General features: G+C 64.2%; 11 protein-coding genes. 3 read left to right on the top strand and 8 right to left on the bottom strand.

Annotation, left to right across the window (positions count from 1 at the left end):
* Positions 1 to 202 precede the first annotated feature (202 nt).
* From JV551A3_RS21370 to gloB, 8 genes are all read right to left on the bottom strand, one after another.
* Positions 203 to 3,133, bottom strand: a complete 2,931-nt coding sequence (locus JV551A3_RS21370; RefSeq protein ID WP_133974134.1) for an aminotransferase — start codon at positions 3,131 to 3,133, stop codon at positions 203 to 205.
* A gap of 661 nt (positions 3,134 to 3,794) precedes the next feature.
* Positions 3,795 to 5,405: an ABC transporter ATP-binding protein gene (locus JV551A3_RS21365; RefSeq protein WP_133974132.1), complete on the bottom strand. Its 1,611-nt coding sequence runs from the start codon at positions 5,403 to 5,405 to the stop codon at positions 3,795 to 3,797.
* A 1-nt stretch (position 5,406) separates the two neighbouring features.
* On the bottom strand, positions 5,407 to 6,426 hold the full coding sequence (locus tag JV551A3_RS21360; RefSeq protein ID WP_085664605.1) for an ABC transporter permease: 1,020 nt from the start codon (positions 6,424 to 6,426) through the stop codon (positions 5,407 to 5,409).
* 1 nt (position 6,427) lies between these two features.
* Positions 6,428 to 7,501, bottom strand: coding sequence for a microcin C ABC transporter permease YejB (locus tag JV551A3_RS21355; protein WP_016488245.1), 1,074 nt, complete (start codon positions 7,499 to 7,501; stop codon positions 6,428 to 6,430).
* A gap of 1 nt (position 7,502) precedes the next feature.
* Positions 7,503 to 9,338, bottom strand: coding sequence for an extracellular solute-binding protein (locus JV551A3_RS21350; protein ID WP_133974130.1), 1,836 nt, complete (start codon positions 9,336 to 9,338; stop codon positions 7,503 to 7,505).
* Entirely contained in the window at positions 9,335 to 11,164 is a 1,830-nt protein-coding gene (locus tag JV551A3_RS21345) for an extracellular solute-binding protein (RefSeq protein WP_205125966.1), read from the bottom strand. The genes JV551A3_RS21350 and JV551A3_RS21345 overlap by 4 nt, the downstream gene beginning before the upstream one ends.
* Positions 11,165 to 11,443: 279 nt before the next feature.
* Positions 11,444 to 12,874, bottom strand: coding sequence for a lytic transglycosylase domain-containing protein (locus JV551A3_RS21340; RefSeq protein ID WP_133974128.1), 1,431 nt, complete (start codon positions 12,872 to 12,874; stop codon positions 11,444 to 11,446).
* A gap of 100 nt (positions 12,875 to 12,974) precedes the next feature.
* Entirely contained in the window at positions 12,975 to 13,754 is a 780-nt protein-coding gene (gene gloB / locus JV551A3_RS21335; RefSeq protein ID WP_133974126.1) for a hydroxyacylglutathione hydrolase, read from the bottom strand.
* A gap of 85 nt (positions 13,755 to 13,839) precedes the next feature.
* On the opposite strand from gloB, the gene JV551A3_RS21330 reads away from it, so the two are divergent.
* The 3 genes from JV551A3_RS21330 to dnaQ are packed head-to-tail and all read left to right on the top strand — an operon-like array spanning position 13,840 to position 15,885.
* The gene (locus JV551A3_RS21330) at positions 13,840 to 14,613 is read left to right on the top strand and encodes a class I SAM-dependent methyltransferase (RefSeq protein ID WP_112252944.1); all 774 of its coding nucleotides are present in this window, start codon (positions 13,840 to 13,842) and stop codon (positions 14,611 to 14,613) included.
* A 15-nt stretch (positions 14,614 to 14,628) separates the two neighbouring features.
* Positions 14,629 to 15,075: a ribonuclease HI gene (gene rnhA / locus JV551A3_RS21325; RefSeq protein ID WP_112252943.1), complete on the top strand. Its 447-nt coding sequence runs from the start codon at positions 14,629 to 14,631 to the stop codon at positions 15,073 to 15,075.
* Between the two features lie 51 nt (positions 15,076 to 15,126).
* Complete coding sequence (gene dnaQ, locus JV551A3_RS21320; RefSeq protein ID WP_133974125.1) at positions 15,127 to 15,885, top strand: DNA polymerase III subunit epsilon; 759 nt, start codon at positions 15,127 to 15,129, stop codon at positions 15,883 to 15,885.
* The last annotated feature ends 121 nt before the right edge of the window (positions 15,886 to 16,006 follow it).

The raw sequence follows: 16,006 nt of genomic DNA, 5'->3' as shown, positions 1-16,006 counted from the left end.
GCGGCTAAAGCCGCTCCCACAGGTACAGCGTCAACTCCAAGCCAGCGCAGCACCTGTGGGAGCGGGCGCGCCCGCGAAACAGACGACGCGGTTGATGGCTCCGGCTTTGCCGGTGTTCGCGGGTGTGCCTGCTCCCACAGACCGCTGGGGCTCACGGGCGATGAATATCCAAAGGCCAACGCCGCCAGCCCCACCCAGTTCCTTACAGCCCTTCGCCCAACACCCGATCAATGCTGTCGACAAAGTAGTCCACGCTCGCCCGGCTGGTGCACATCGGCGGCTTGATCTTGAGGATGTTCAAGTAATCACCGGTCGGCTGCATGAAGATGCCCAGGTCACGCAGGCGATTGCATAGCGTCATGGTTTCCTCGGTAGCCGGTTCCAGGGTTGCGCGGTCGCGCACCAGTTCCAGCCCCAGGTAGAAGCCCGAACCATGCGCGGCGCCGGCCAGCGGGTGCTTGTCGACCAGCGCCTGCAGGCGCGCCTTGAAATAGCGCCCGGTGTCGCGGGCGTTGTCCCACAGGCCTTCCTCCTGCATCACGTCCAGCACGGCCATGCCGATGCGGCAACTGACCGGGCTGCCACCGGCCGAGGAGAAGAAATAGCCCTCGGCCTCCAGCGCTTCGGCGATTTCGCGGCGGGTGATGACTACGCCCAGTGGCTGGCCGTTGCCCATGCCCTTGGCCATGGTGATGATGTCGGGCACCACCCCCTGTTCCTCGAAGCCCCAGAAGTACTCGCCCAGCCGGCCATAACCGACCTGCACCTCGTCGGCAATGCACACGCCGCCGCGGGCACGTACTTTGGCATAGGCCTCGCGCAGGTAACCGGCCGGCAACGAAATACCACCGGCATTGCCGTAAACCGGTTCGCAGATGATGCCCGCCAACTGGCGGCCACGGGCGTCGAGGTCGGCCAATTTGGCGTCGACGTCACGCAGGTAGTCGGTGGCGCTGTCGGCGCCGCGGAAGCGGCCACGGAAGGTGTTCGGCGCCTCGACCGGGTGCACCCAGTCCGGGCGGGTCTCCAGGGCCTGCGGGTTGTCGGCGATGGAGGTGGAAATGGCATCGGTGGCCACCGACCAGCCGTGGTAAGCCTCCAGCACGCTGAGCAGGTCGCGCCCGCCGCTGTAGGCCCAGGCCAGGCGAATCGCCAGGTCGTTGGCTTCGGTGCCGCTGTTGACCATGAACACCCGGTCGAAGCCTGCGGGTGCCAACGCCAGCAGGCGTTCGGAGAACTCGGTGATGGCCGCGTAGTGGAAGCGCGAGTTGGTATTGAGCAGCGACCACTGCCGCGCAGACTCGGCGACCATGCGCGGGTGGCCGTGGCCCAGCACCGCGACATTGTTGAGCATGTCCAGGTACGAGCGGCCCTGCATGTCGATCAGGTAGTTGCGCCAGCCGCGTTCGATGTGAGGCGGCTGCGCGTAGTAGTGCTTCTGCGAACGGGCGAAGCTGGCGTCGCGGCGAGCCAGCAGGGCCTGCGGGTCGGGCAGCGGCTCGGCATTGCAGTCGAAGCCCAGCAGCGCAGCGGGTGACGGGCACAGGGCCAGCCAGCCAGGCGCCTGGGATGGGGTGGCGAAGAACGGCGGTTGGATGCTGCTGTCCAGGCACAGTTGCACACTGAGGAAGCCACAACTGCTGCCCAGCGACTGGCCTTTTTCCACGGCCTGGCCATCTGCAGGCGTGTCTTCCAGGCCTTGCAGCCACAATGCCCAGTGCGCGCTGCGCAGGCAGCCGCGGCCGTCACCATGGCGCTGCCAGGTGCTGGCATCTGGCGCTTGTACCAGGCTGCCGTTGGGTACATGCAACTCGACGCCCAAGGCGCAGGTGGCGGGCTCTTCGGGGCGGTCGATATGGGTTTGCGACAGGCGATACTGCCCGTGCAGGCTGCAGGCCGGGGCCGGTTGCGTGGTCAACAGGTGCTGGTCGAAGCCCGGTTGCTCCCAGTTGCCCGCCTCGCAATGCACGCTGAGCACGCCCAGGTCGACGCGCGCCACTGCCTGCCCATCCAGTTCCGGGAGCAGGGGAGCGCAGCCGCTCAGGTCCGGCGTGGCAGGCTGCAGGCTCGCAGCTTGCAGGATGGCCGCTTCCATCAACGCGAAGGGTACGGCGGTGGCAGTGTCGAAGATTTCCCATTCATGGGCGATGTTGTCGCGGGTGTACTGGTTGCCGGGGTCTACGGCGAGTTGCTGCTCGCTGCTCAGCACCAGCACGGCGGCGCGGTTGAGCACCAGTGGCCACAGTGCGCGCAGTTCGGCTTCGCTCAGTGGGTTGAGCGCCTGGTAGGCACGCACGGCCGGCAGGATGCGCAGCGGGTCGCCCTCGGCATGGTGCAGCAGCGCCGCGCAGGTCACAGACAGGTCGGCGATGCGCCAGGTGCGCAACAGGTCGCCGAAATCGATCACCCCTTGCAGTTGCCATTGGCGCTGGGCATCACGGGCCCACACCGTGTTGTCGTCGGTGATGTCGAGGTGCACGGCCTGGCTTGGCAGGTGAGCAACCAGCGGCGTCAGGCGCTCGCTGGCCTGGCGGGTGGCGTGTTCGATACGGGCGCGCTGCTCGCTGTCCTGCAGCACCGGCAGCAGGTGAGCGATCAGTGCCTGGGCATGCTGCGGGTCCCATTGCAGGGTGCGCGCAAGGCCTGGGTGATCGAAATTGGCAAGTGCCTTGTCCAGCTTCGCACAGAGCCCGCCCAGTTCAGCCATCAGGCGTGGTTCCATGTGCTTGAGGCGGGTCAACGGTTCGCCTTCGATGTAGTCGAGCAGGCGCAGGCGCAGCGGTTGCCCGTCTATTTCCAGCGCCAGCAGCATCTGGCCGTCGCTTGCCGGGCGCACGGAGGGCACTGGCAAGCCCTGTTCGCGCAGGTAGGCCAGGGCCGCGTGTTGGGCTTCCAGTTCGAGCTGGGCGTAGCTGCCGTGGCAGGCCTTGAGCACGAAGCTGCCTTGGGGGGCGTCTACGCGGAAGTTAAGGTCCTGTTGGCTGCCCAGTGGCGACAGGTTGCCGGCAATGCCGTAGTGCGTTTGCAGCACGGCATGTGCCTGGACTTCGCCGAGCGCAGGGCTGGGCAGGCCGGAACGCTGGATCAGCGTGGTCAGGGCAGGGGAGGCGGGCTGGTGTTGTGTGCTGGACATGGGCTCTACCGTTGCTGCTGGGGTTGACGGTGGAGAATTTATGCTCGATCTGGATGATGATGGAAGACGATTGTTGTCAGAAAATTTGATGATGACTTCAAGGTCGTCGACGAGGTACAGCACGCGATCACAACCGAGGACGGCCAACAGATGATGCTGGCGCGGTCTCCCGGAGGCATGCGACTTCTGTGGGAGCGGCCTTGTGTCGCGATAGGGTCGCAGAGCGGCCCCGGATTTCAGCTTAAAGCACAAATTGCCGGGGCTGCTTTGCAGCCCTTTCGCGACACAAGGCCGCTCCCACAAAAGCCCAGTTCGGCGTCATCCATATCGGCCTCTCGACAGTGAATTGGGTGTATTCCGTGGTCATTTTGAATCCCCTGAAATTCTCGACTGCCTGGACTGGCCTCTTCGCGGGCACGCCCGCTCCCACAGGTACTGCGCAAGTCTTGAAGCCTGTGGTGACCCTGTGGGAGCGGGCGTGCCCGCGAAAGGGCCGGCCCTGGCGACACATTAATCAGCCTGGGTGCAAGTCTTGGGTTCGGCGAGGATTGGGAAATGACCCACCGGGATAACGCATGGCTTGAAGGCGGCGCGGTCGGGGTGGGAACTGGCTTGTCGTGGCGACGAACCGCGGCGATGGGCTGCGCAGCAGCCCCAAAAGCTAACTGGCCGCATCCACCTCCAGAAACGCCGCCTCCAGCAACTGCCGGGTATACGGATGCTGTGGCGCGTGGAAGATCGCCTGCGCATCTCCTTGTTCCACCACATGCCCATGCTTGATCACCATCAACTGGTGGCTCAACGCCTTGACCACCGCCAGGTCATGGCTGATGAACAGGTAGGTCAGGTTGTATTTCTGCTGCAGATTGCGCAGCAACTCCACCACCTGCCGCTGCACCGTGCGGTCCAGCGCCGACGTAGGCTCATCCAGCAGGATCAGCGCCGGCTTCAATACCAACGCCCGGGCAATGGCAATACGCTGGCGCTGCCCACCGGAAAACTCATGCGGATAGCGATGCCGGGTGCGCGGGTCCAGCCCCACTTCCTCCAGGGCCGCAATAATTGCCGCTTCCTGTTCCTGCGCGTTGCCAATGCCGTGAATGCGCAACCCTTCACCGACGATATCCGCCACGCACATGCGCGGGCTCAGGCTGCCGAACGGGTCCTGGAACACTACCTGCATTTCCCGGCGCAACGGGCGCACGGCCTTCTGGTTCAGCCCTTCCAGGTTCTGCCCATGGAAGCGAATGCCGCCCTGGCTGGAGATCAGCCGCAAGATCGCCAGCCCCAACGTCGACTTGCCCGACCCGGACTCGCCGACAATCCCCAGCGTCTGCCCTTGCGGCAAGCTGAAGTTGACCCCGTCCACCGCCTTCACATGGTCGACCGTGCGCCGCAGCAGGCCCTTCTTGATCGGGAACCACACCTTGAGGTCTTCCACCTCCAGCAACGGCGCGCCCACCGGGTTGTGCGCCGGTAGCCCGCTGGGCTCGGCATTGATCAGCATCTGCGTATAGTGGTGCTGCGGTGCGCTGAACAGCGTGGCGCATTCGGCCTGTTCGACAATCTGCCCGTGCTGCATCACGCACACGCGGTGGGCGATGCGCCGCACCAGGTTCAGGTCATGGCTGATCAGCAGCAGGGCCATGCCCAAACGCGCCTGCAGTTTCTTCAGCAGGTCGAGAATCTTCAACTGCACGGTCACGTCCAGCGCCGTGGTCGGCTCATCCGCAATCAGCAGTTCCGGCTCGTTGGCCAGGGCCATGGCGATCATCACCCGCTGGCGTTGCCCGCCAGACAATTCGTGGGGCAGGGCCTTCAGGCGCTTGCGTGGTTCGGGAATGCCGACCATCTCCAGCAGCTCCAGGGTGCGCGCCGTGGCCTCCTTGCCGGTCAGGCCCTTGTGCAGCAGGAGGATTTCGTTGATCTGCTTCTCGATGCAGTGCAACGGGTTCAGCGAGGTCATCGGCTCCTGGAAGATCATCGCAATGCGGTTACCGCGAATGCGCTGCATGGTCTTCTCGTTCTGCTGCAGCAGGTCTTTGCCCTCGTAGCGGATGCTGCCGCTGGGGTGGCGGGCCAGGGGGTAGGGCAGCAGGCGCAGGAGCGAGTGCGCGGTGACCGATTTGCCCGAGCCACTCTCGCCCACCAGTGCCAACGTCTCACCCTTGCGGATGTCGAAGCTGATGCCGTTCACCACGCGGTGGGCCTGGTCACCGGTGATGAATTCCACCGCCAGGTCGCGCACTTCGATCAGGTTCTGTTCACTCATGTCACTTCCTCGGGTCGAAGGCATCGCGGGCGGATTCGCCGATGAATACCAGCAGGCTCAACATCAAGGCCAGCACGGCGAAGGCGCTGATGCCCAGCCAGGGTGCCTGCAGGTTGGACTTGCCCTGGGCCACCAGCTCGCCCAGCGACGGTGCGCCAGGCGGCAGGCCGAAACCGAGGAAGTCCAGGGCGGTGAGGGTACCGATCGCGCCGGTGAGGATGAACGGCATGAAGGTCATGGTCGAGATCATGGCGTTGGGCAGGATGTGCCGGTACATGATCGCGCCATTACGCATCCCCAACGCGCGGGCGGCGCGCACGTATTCCAGGTTGCGCCCGCGCAGGAACTCGGCGCGCACCACGTCCACCAGGCTCATCCACGAGAACAGCAGCATGATGCCCAGCAACCACCAGAAGTTGGGCTGCACGAAGCTGGCCAGGATGATCAGCAGGTACAGCACCGGCAGGCCCGACCAGACCTCCAGGAAGCGTTGCCCGGCGAGGTCGACCCAGCCGCCATAAAAGCCCTGCAGGGCACCGGCGATCACGCCGACGATGGAGCTGAGCACGGTCAGTGTCAGGGCGAACAGCACCGAAATGCGGAAGCCGTAGATCACCCGTGCCAGCACATCGCGGCCTTGGTCGTCGGTGCCCAGCCAGTTGTCCGCCGACGGTGGGGCCGGTGCGGGTACGCGCAGGTCGTAGTTGATGCTCTGGTAGCTGAACGGGATCGGTGCCCACAGCACGAAGCTGTCTTTCTTCTCCAGCAGTTCGCGGATGTACGGGCTCTTGTAGTTGGCTTCCAGCGGGAATTCGCCGCCGAAGGTGGTTTCCGGGTAGCGCTTGAACGCCGGGAAGTACCATTCGCCGTCGTAGCGCACGGCAATCGGCTTGTCGTTGGCGATCAGTTCGGCGCCCAGGCTCAGGCCGAACAGGATCAGGAACAGCCACAGCGACCACCAGCCACGGCGGTTGGCCTTGAAGCGCTCGAAGCGCCTGCGGTTAAGGGGGGACAAGGCCATGTCAGTGCTCCCGGCTGGCGAAGTCGATGCGTGGATCGACCAGGGTGTAGGTCAGGTCGCCGATCAGTTTCACCACCAGCCCCAGCAGGGTGAAGATGAACAGGGTGCCGAAGACCACCGGGTAGTCGCGGTTGATGGCCGCCTCGAAACTCATCAGGCCGAGGCCGTCGAGGCTGAAGATCACCTCGATCAGCAAGGAGCCGGTGAAGAAGATGCCGATGAACGCCGAAGGGAAACCGGCAATGACCAGCAGCATGGCGTTGCGGAACACATGGCCGTACAGCACCCGTGGCCGGCTCAGGCCCTTGGCCTTGGCAGTGACCACGTATTGCTTGTTGATCTCATCGAGGAAGCTGTTCTTGGTCAGCAAGGTCATGGTGGCGAAGTTGCCGATGACCAGCGCGGTGATCGGCAGTACCAGGTGCCAGAAGTAGTCCAGCACCTTGCCGGTGGTGCTCAGCTCGTCGAAGTTGTTGGAGGTGAGGCCACGCAGGGGGAACCAGTCGAAGTAGCTGCCGCCGGCGAACAGCACGATCAGCAGAATGGCGAACAGGAACGCCGGGATGGCGTAGCCGACGATGATCGCCGAACTGGTCCACACATCGAAGTGGCTGCCGTGGCGCACGGCCTTGGCTATGCCCAGCGGAATCGATACCAGGTACATGATCAGCGTGCTCCACAGCCCCAGCGAGATCGACACCGGCATCTTCTCGACGATCAGGTCGATGACCTTGGCATCGCGGAAGAAGCTGTCGCCAAAGTCCAGCCGGGCGTAGTTCTTGATCATGATCCACAGGCGCTCGGGCGGCGACTTGTCGAAGCCGTACATGCGCTCGATCTCGGCGATCAGTGCCGGGTCCAGGCCCTGGGCGCCACGGTAGTTGGAGCCAGCCACGGACACTTCGGCACCGCCACCGGCAATGCGGCTGGTGGCGCCTTCGAAACCTTCGAGCTTGGCGATCATCTGCTCGACCGGGCCGCCGGGGGCGGCCTGGACGATGATGAAGTTGATGATCAGGATGCCGAACAGGGTCGGGATGATCAGTAGCAGGCGGCGCAGGATGTAGGCCAGCATGTTATTCGGCCTCGTCCGCAGTGGCTGCGCTGGCGGCCGGGGTTACGCCAGGCTTGATCCACCAGGTGTCGATGCCGATGTCGTACTTGGGCGAGACGTCCGGGTGGCCGATGTGGTTCCAGTAGGCCACGCGCCAGGTCTTGATATGCCAGTTGGGAATCACGTAGTAGCCCCACAGCAGCACGCGGTCGAGGGCTCGGCAGTGGTCGATCAGGCTCTGGCGCGAATCGGCATTGATCAGCTGCTCCACCAGCTGGTCGATGGCCGGGTCGCGCAGGCCGATGAAGTTGCGGCTGCCAGGGTTGTCGGCGGCGGCACTGGACCAGAACTCGCGCTGCTCGTTGCCCGGCGAGTTGGACTGCGGGTAGCCACCGACGATCATGTCGTAGTCGCGCGAGCGCAGCCGAGTGATGTACTGGGAAACGTCGACTCGGCGGATGTTCAGGTCGATGCCGAGGTCGGCGAGGTTGCGCTTGAACGGCAGCAGGATGCGTTCGAACTCGGTCTGTGCCAGCAGGAACTCGATGCTCACCGGCTTGCCCTGGGCATCGACCATCTTGTCGTCGACGATTTTCCAGCCGGCTTCCTGCAGCAGCTTGTAGGCCTGACGCTGCTGTTCGCGGATCATGCCGCTGCCGTCGCTGACCGGGTTGTGGAAGGCTTGGCTGAATACCTGCTCGGGAACCTTGCCGCGCAGCGGTTCGAGGATTTTCAGCTCGTTGGGGCCGGGCAGGCCGCGGGCGGCCATTTCCGAGTTTTCGAAGTAGCTGCCGGTACGGGTGTAGGCGCCGTTGAACAACTGCTTGTTGGTCCACTCGTAGTCCAGCAGCAAGCTCAGCGCCTGGCGCACGCGCACATCCTGGAACACCGGGCGGCGGATATTGAAGATGAACCCCTGCATGCCGGTGGGGTTGCCGTTGGGCAACTCTTCCTTGATCAGCCGGCCATCGCGCACGGCGGGTACGTTGTAGGCAGTGGCCCAGTTCTTCGCGCTGACTTCCAGCGCATAGTCGAACGCCCCGGCCTTGAGCGCTTCCAGGGCGACAGTGGTGTCGCGGTAGGAGTCGAAGGTCATCACGTCGAAATTGTAGAAACCGCGGTTTATCGGCAGGTCCTTGGCCCAGTAGTCCTTGACCCGCTCGTAGCGCACCGAGCGCCCGGCCTTGACCTCGGCGACCTTGTACGGGCCGCTGCCCAGCGGGATTTCCAGGTTGCCGCGGTTGAACTCGCGGCTTTCGTACCAGTGCTTGGGCAACACCGGCAGTTGGCCGAGAATCAGCGGCAGCTCACGGTTGTTCTTGTGCTTGAAGGTGAACAGCACCGTCAGCGGGTCTTCGGCGACCACTTCGGCGACGTCGGCATAGTACTGGCGGTACAGCGGCGCGCCGTCCTTGATCAGGGCATTGAAGGTGAACACCACGTCTTCGGCGCGCATCGGGTGGCCGTCGTGGAAGCGTGCCTCGGGGCGCAGGTAGAAGCGCACCCAGCTGTTGTCCGGGGCCTTTTCGATCTTGCCGGCCACCAGGCCGTACTCGGTGAACGGCTCGTCCTGGCTCTGGCGCATCAGGGTGTCGTAGATGCTGCCGATATTCTCGGCTGGCACGCCCTTGTTGATGAACGGGTTGAGGCTGTCGAAACCGCCGAAGCTGGACTGGCGGAAGGTGCCGCCCTTGGGCGCGTCAGGGTTGACGTAGTCGAAGTGCTTGAAGTCGGCCGGGTACTTGGGCGGTTCGTCATACAGCGTGAGCGCGTGCTGCGGTGCGGCCAGGGCGGGAAGGCTCAGGCAGGCAAGCAACAGGCTGCCGGCCAGCCGGCGCAGTCGGTGCATTGGCGTCATTGGGCTTTCTCCGAAGTCTTGATCCACCAGCTGTTCAGCCCAAGGGTGTAGGGCGGCGTGGTGACGAAGGCGAACCGGTTGCGGTAGGCCAGGCGATGATTGTCGAGGTACCAGTTGGGGATCATGTAGTACTGCCATGAGAGCACCCGGTCCAGGGCGCGGGCGGCGGCGACCTGGTCATCACGGGTACGGGCGGCGAGCAGGGTGTCGAGCAGATGATCGACCACCGGGTCCTTGACCCCAGCATAGTTCTTGCTGCCCTTGGTCGTGGCCTGGCTGGAGTGGAAGTACAGCCACTGTTCGAGGCCGGGGCTCAGGGTCTGGTTCAGGGTCATCAGAATCATGTCGAAATCGAACTGGTCCAGGCGTTGTTTGTACTGGGCGCGGTCCACGGTACGCAAGCGCGCATCGATGCCGATGCTGGCCAGATTTTCGACATAAGGTTGCAGGATGCGTTCAAGGTTGGGGTTTACCAGCAGCAGCTCCATGCGCAGCTGCTGGCCCTTGCTGTCGACCAGGCGCTGCCCGTTCAGTTTCCAGCCGGCCTCGGCGAGCAGGCCGAGGGCCTGGCGCAGGGTGTGGCGGCTGATACCGCGGCCATCGGTCTGGCTGACCTTGTAGGGTTCGCTGAACAGGCTGGCCGGCAACTGGTCGCGGAACGGCGCCAGCAGCAACCACTCCTTGCCGGTGGGCAGGCCGGTGGCGGCGAATTCGCTGTTGGGGTAGTAGCTGGTCGAGCGGCGATAGGCGCCGCTGAACAGCGCGCGGTTGGTCCACTCGAAGTCGAGCATCAGCCCCAGCGCCTGGCGTACCCGTGGGTCGCTGAAGGTGGCCCTGCGGCTGTTCATGAACAGGCCCTGGGTTTGCGTGGGGATGCGGTGCGGGATCTGCGCCTTGATTACCTCGCCCCGGCGCACGGCCGGGAAGTTGTAGCCGTTGGCCCAGTTCTTCGCCTGGTGCTCGATATAGATGTCGAACTCACCGGCCTTGAACGCTTCGAAGGCGACTGTGGCGTCGCGGTAGAACTCGTACTCCACGCGGTTGAAGTTGTATTTGCCACGGTTCACCGCCAGGTCCTTGCCCCAGTAGTTCTTTACCCGTTCGAACACCAGCCGGCGCCCAGGCTGGACCTGGGTGATGCGGTAGGGGCCGCTGCCCAGCGGGGGCTCGAAGGTGGTGGCCTTGAAATCGCGCTTCTGCCAGTAGTGTTTGGGCAGCACCGGCATTTCGCCCAGGCGCAGGATCAGCAACGGGTTGCCGGCGCGCTTGAACACGAAGCGGATGCGCAGCGGGCCGAGGATGTCCACCCGCTGCACTTCCTGCAGGTTGGTGCGGTAGATCGGGTGGCCATCCTTGAGCAGCGTGCGGTAGGAGAAGGCCACGTCTGCCGAGGTGATCGGCTTGCCGTCATGCCAGTGGGCTTCCGGGCGCAGGTTGAACACCACCCAGCTGCGGTCCTCGCTGTACTCCACAGAGCGGGCGATCAGGCCGTAGCTGGAGGTTGGTTCGTCGCCGGACGGGTCGTACTGGCCGGTGCCGACCATCAGCGGCTCGTTCAGCTCGCTGACGCCGTATTGCTGGAAATTGGGCGTGGTAATCGGGCTCGACCCCTTGAAGGTATAGGGGTTGAGGGTGTCGAAGGTACCGAAAGCCATGGCCCGCAAGGTGCCGCCCTTGGGCGCTTGCGGGTTGACCCAGTCGAAATGGGTGAATGTGGCTGGGTACTTGAGCGTGCCGAACTGCGCGTATCCGTGGCTTTCGCTCACCATCGCGGCTGCGGGAAAGCTCAAGGCCAGGCTGAGTGACAGCAGGAGGGGACGTATCAAGTCGGCATCCGATCCAGAGGCGTTGGGCTTTGATCGGGGTACAGTAACAGCTTGGTGGGGTTGGAAAAAGAGAGGTTTTGAAGGTGGGGCGAGTGGTTCAGCCAGTTGCCGGTCGCTGCAGGTGACGCGGTACCTGTGGGAGCGGCCTTGCGTCGCGAAAGGGCTGCATGGCAGCCCCAGCAGTTTACGCGGCGAAGCTGAAATCCTGGGGCCGCTTCGCGCCCCTTTCGCGACACAAGGCCGCTCCCACAGGGCCGCGCAAAGGCCCCGGGCTTCGTATCAATGCGAGAGGTAGACGGTCAGGGTCTGGCCTGGCTTCAGGGCATGGCCGCTGCGTGGGTTCCAGCGCTTTAGGTGCTTCATTTCCACGTTGAAGCGCTTGGCCACGAGGTACAGCGAGTCGCCTTTGCGTACCTTGTACTGGGTGGAGCGCTTCCCGGAGGCGGCTACCCGATTGCCAGCAGCGCTCGGCGCGCTGCCACCGCGCAGGGCCAGCACCTGGCCAGCGCGCACGCTGTTGCCGGAGAGACGGTTCCAGCGCTTGATGTCCTTGACCGAAACGCGGTTGGCCTTGGCGATTGCGCCCAGATTATCGCCGCGCTTGACCCGGTAGCTGCGCGCCGCGACCGGAGCCTTGGCTTCGGCCACGGCGCGGGCGAACACGGCCTTGTTCGGCTGCAGGCTGACCAGTTGCTCGGGCTTGAGGTTGGACAGGCTGTCGCTCAGCAGTTGCGCCTTGGCGGTGGGTACCAGCAGCTGCTGCGGGCCGTCCACGGTCATGCGCTTCTTGAATGCCGGGTTGAGCTGGATCAGCTCGTCTTCGTCGATGTTGGCGAAGGCTGCTACCCGCGACAGGTCGAGGCGGTCGTTGATGGCCACCGCCTCGAAGTACGGTTCGTTGGCGATCGGGTTCAGGTTCACGCCATAGGCTTGCGGCGTGAGTACCACCTGCGACAGGGCAAGCAGCTTGGGCACGTAGTCGCGGGTCTCCTGCGGCAGCGGCAGGTTCCAGTAGTCGGTGGGCAGGCCGAGCCGCTCGTTGCGCTCGATGGCGCGGCTGACCGTGCCTTCGCCGGCGTTGTAGGCAGCCAGGGCCAGCAGCCAGTCGCCGTTGAACATGTCGTGCAGGCGGCTGAGGTAGTCGAGTGCGGCATTGGTCGAGGCGGTCACGTCGCGACGGCCATCGTAGAAGTTGGTCTGGCGCAGGTTGAAGTGGCGCCCGGTGGACGGAATGAACTGCCACATGCCTGCGGCGTGGGCGCGCGAGTAGGCCATCGGGTTGTAGGCGCTTTCGATGGCCGGCAGCAGGGCCAGCTCCAGCGGCATGTCGCGCTCTTCGAGGCGCTCGACGATGTAGTGCAGGTAGAGGCTGCCACGCTCGCCGGCGCTTTCGATGTAGCTTGGGTTGCTGGCGAACCACAGGCGCTGCTGCTCGATGCGCGGGTTGACGTCGATGTTGTCCTGCAGGGCAAAGCCCTGGCGCATGCGTTCCCACACATCCTGTGGTGCCTGCTCGGCCGGCTTGACCAGCAGCGGTGAAGGCTTGTGCTTGATCCGCGCCTGGTAGTTGTGCGCGCGAACGCTATCGGATTCGTCGAGCTGACGGGTGCTCTGGCAACCCACCAAAGTGGCGGCCAGGGCCAACGCACTGATTTGGGCCAGGCGCGTCAGGGCGACGGAATGAGAGGTTCTGCGGCTACGTGAAGACATCGGCTGACACAGGTTTCCGGGCGAAAAATTTCGGCGATTCTAGAAACCGCTCCGGGCCTGGTCAACCTTTGACCATCGCTTGCGATATATCTTGAGGTTATCAGAAGGTGTCCTTCCAAGACCTCAAGGCAGCAAAAACAGCGACATGCGAGGGGTTTGAATGTCCCTTCCATTCGTCTGCTTTTTGTTTAACTAATGTTTCAGAGGTGCGCAGGAAGGGGTTGGTCAGGCGCTCCAGACCGATCGTTGATGGCAATGTGATGCGATTTTCGCCACGCAAACGGGTAACGTCCTCGAACCGCTGCTGAACGTGCGGGTTGCCGGGTTCCACCGCCTTGGCGAAACGCAGGTTGCTCAGGGTGTATTCGTGGGCGCAGTACACTGCGGTCTGCTCTGGCAGGGCAGCCAGGCGGGCGAGGGCAGGCTGCATCTGTTCGGGGGTACCTTCGAACATGCGCCCGCAACCGGCGGCGAACAATGTGTCGCCACTGAACAGCACGGGTGTTGCCGGCTGGTCGCTGAACAAGGCGATATGCCCCAGGGTATGGCCGGGCACGGCCAGCACCTGGAAGGTCACGCCAAGCACGGTCACCTGGTCACCTTCGTCCAGCGCCAGGTCACGGCAGGGAATGTGCTCGCGGGCCGGGCCGCAGACCCGGGCGCCGGTCAGTTGCTTGAGCCGCTCCACGCCGCCAACGTGGTCATTGTGGTGGTGGGTGACCAGGATGTCGCTCAGTACCCAGCCGGGGTTGGCCGATAGCCAACGTTCCACTGGGCCGGCGTCACCCGGATCGACCACCGCGCAGCGGCGTTTGGCAGTATCCTGTAACAACCAGATGTAGTTGTCGGAGAAAGCGGGGAGAGCATCGATCTGTATCATGGTGCGGATCCGATTCGCCTAGCGTGGCACATGAAGGCATCTTAGCCGCGATGGCGCGGTGCGAGAACCTTCGAGGGAGAGCGCAATGACCGACCAAGCCTTTGCCCAGGCCGACCCGGAGTGGGTCAAGCTGATCAGCCTGGCCCGTGAGTGGTTCAACGGCCCACTCGGCCAACTGATGCTCAAGGAGGAGGAAAAACTGCTGGAAGAAGAACTCGGGCGCTTCTTCGGGGGTTACCTTGTGCACTACGGGCCCTGCGCCGAGCCGCCGCCCAGCGCGCCCCAGGTGCAGCGCAACGTGCGCCTCGGCGCGCCGCTGCCGGGGGTGGAGATTGTCTGCGAAGAGCAGGCCTGGCCACTGAGCGAGCACGCCGCCGATGTGGTGGTGCTGCAGCATGGCCTGGATTTCAGCCTGTCGCCCCACGGCCTGCTGCGCGAGGCGGCCAGCGCCGTGCGCCCTGGCGGGCACCTGCTGATCGTCGGGATCAACCCCTGGAGCAGTTGGGGCATGCGCCATTTCTTCAGCCACGGCGCCCTGCGCAAGGCCCGTTGCATCTCGCCGTCGCGGGTGGGCGACTGGCTCAACCTGCTGGGCTTCGCGCTGGAGAAACGCCGCTTCGGGTGCTATCGTCCGCCGCTTGCCTCGCCGGCCTGGCAGCACCGCCTGCAGGGCTGGGAACGGATGGCCGGCGGCTGGCAGGGCTCCGGAGGCGGGGTGTACCTGCTGGTGGCGCGCAAGATGGTGGTGGGCCTGCGGCCGTTGCGCCCGGAGCGCCGCGAGCCTATGGGCAAACTGCTGCCGCTGCCGCTGGCCAAGGTCAACCGCACGGCGGCCAACCCCGAAACTGACAAGCACTGACTTCAAGAGTGGTACATGAGCGATAGCGTCGAGATGTTTACTGATGGTGCCTGCAAGGGCAACCCGGGCCCTGGCGGCTGGGGCGTGCTGATGGTCTACAAGGGCGTCGAGAAGGAACTGTGGGGCGGCGAGCGTGAGACCACCAACAACCGCATGGAGCTGATGGCTGCGATCCAGGGCCTGATGTCGCTGAAGCGCGAATGCGAGGTGGTGCTGACCACCGACTCGCAGTACGTGATGAAGGGCATCAACGAATGGATGACCAACTGGAAGAAGCGCGGCTGGAAAACCGCGGCCAAGGAACCGGTGAAGAACGCCGACCTGTGGCAGCAGCTGGATGAGCAGGTCAATCGCCATAAGGTGACCTGGAAGTGGGTACGCGGGCACATCGGCCACCCCGGCAACGAACGCGCCGACCAGCTGGCCAACCGTGGGGTCGATGAGGTGCGCGCCAAGCGTTGAGCTGGGGTACAATTCCATCCTTTGTAACTGATGCAAGTTGGAGCGCCCCGCGTGGAGCAGCAGCAAGATAAACGGTTCGTCATTCTCGATACCGAAACCACGGGTATGCCGGTCAGCGAAGGCCACCGGATCATCGAGATCGGCTGTGTCGAGGTAATCGGCCGGCGCCTGACCGGGCGGCACTTCCACGTTTACCTGCAGCCGGACCGCGAAAGTGACGAGGGCGCCATCAACGTCCACGGCATCACCGATGCCTTCCTGGTCGGCAAGCCACGCTTTGGCGATGTGGCCGAGGAGTTCTTCGAGTTCATCCAGGGCGCCACGCTGGTCATCCACAACGCGGCGTTCGACGTTGGCTTCATCAACAACGAATTTGCCTTGCTGGGCCAGCAGGACCGCGCGGACATCTCGCAGCACTGCACCATCCTCGACACCCTGCTGCTGGCGCGCTCGCGCCACCCGGGTCAGCGCAACAGCCTGGATGCGCTGTGCAAACGCTACGACATCGACAACTCGGGCCGTGAACTGCACGGCGCATTGCTCGACTCGGAACTGCTGGCTGACGTCTACCTGGCGATGACCGGTGGCCAGACCAGCCTGTCGCTGGCCGGGCATGGGGCAGAAGCCGGGGATGAAGGGGGCGGTGCTGGCGGCAGCGAGATTCGCCGTATTACCGGGCGTGTGCCCGGGCGGGTGATCATGGCCAGTGCCGAGGAGCTGGAGGCGCATGCTGAGCGCCTGGCGGCCATTGCCAAGTCGGCGGGTGGGCCATCCATGTGGCAGGCTCTGACCGAGACACCTGCTGGCTGATCTTTCGCCTGCTCTGGCCCTTTCGCGGGTGAACCCGCTCCCACAGACAATCGACTGGTCTTGAATACAATCCAGTCCCTGTGGGAGCGGGTTCACCCGCGAAGAGGCCAGTACAGGCAGT

It is taken from the genome of Pseudomonas inefficax (genome assembly GCF_900277125.1).
GTDB lineage: Bacteria > Pseudomonadota > Gammaproteobacteria > Pseudomonadales > Pseudomonadaceae > Aquipseudomonas > Aquipseudomonas inefficax.
This window is presented reverse-complemented; position numbering and strand designations above follow the sequence as displayed.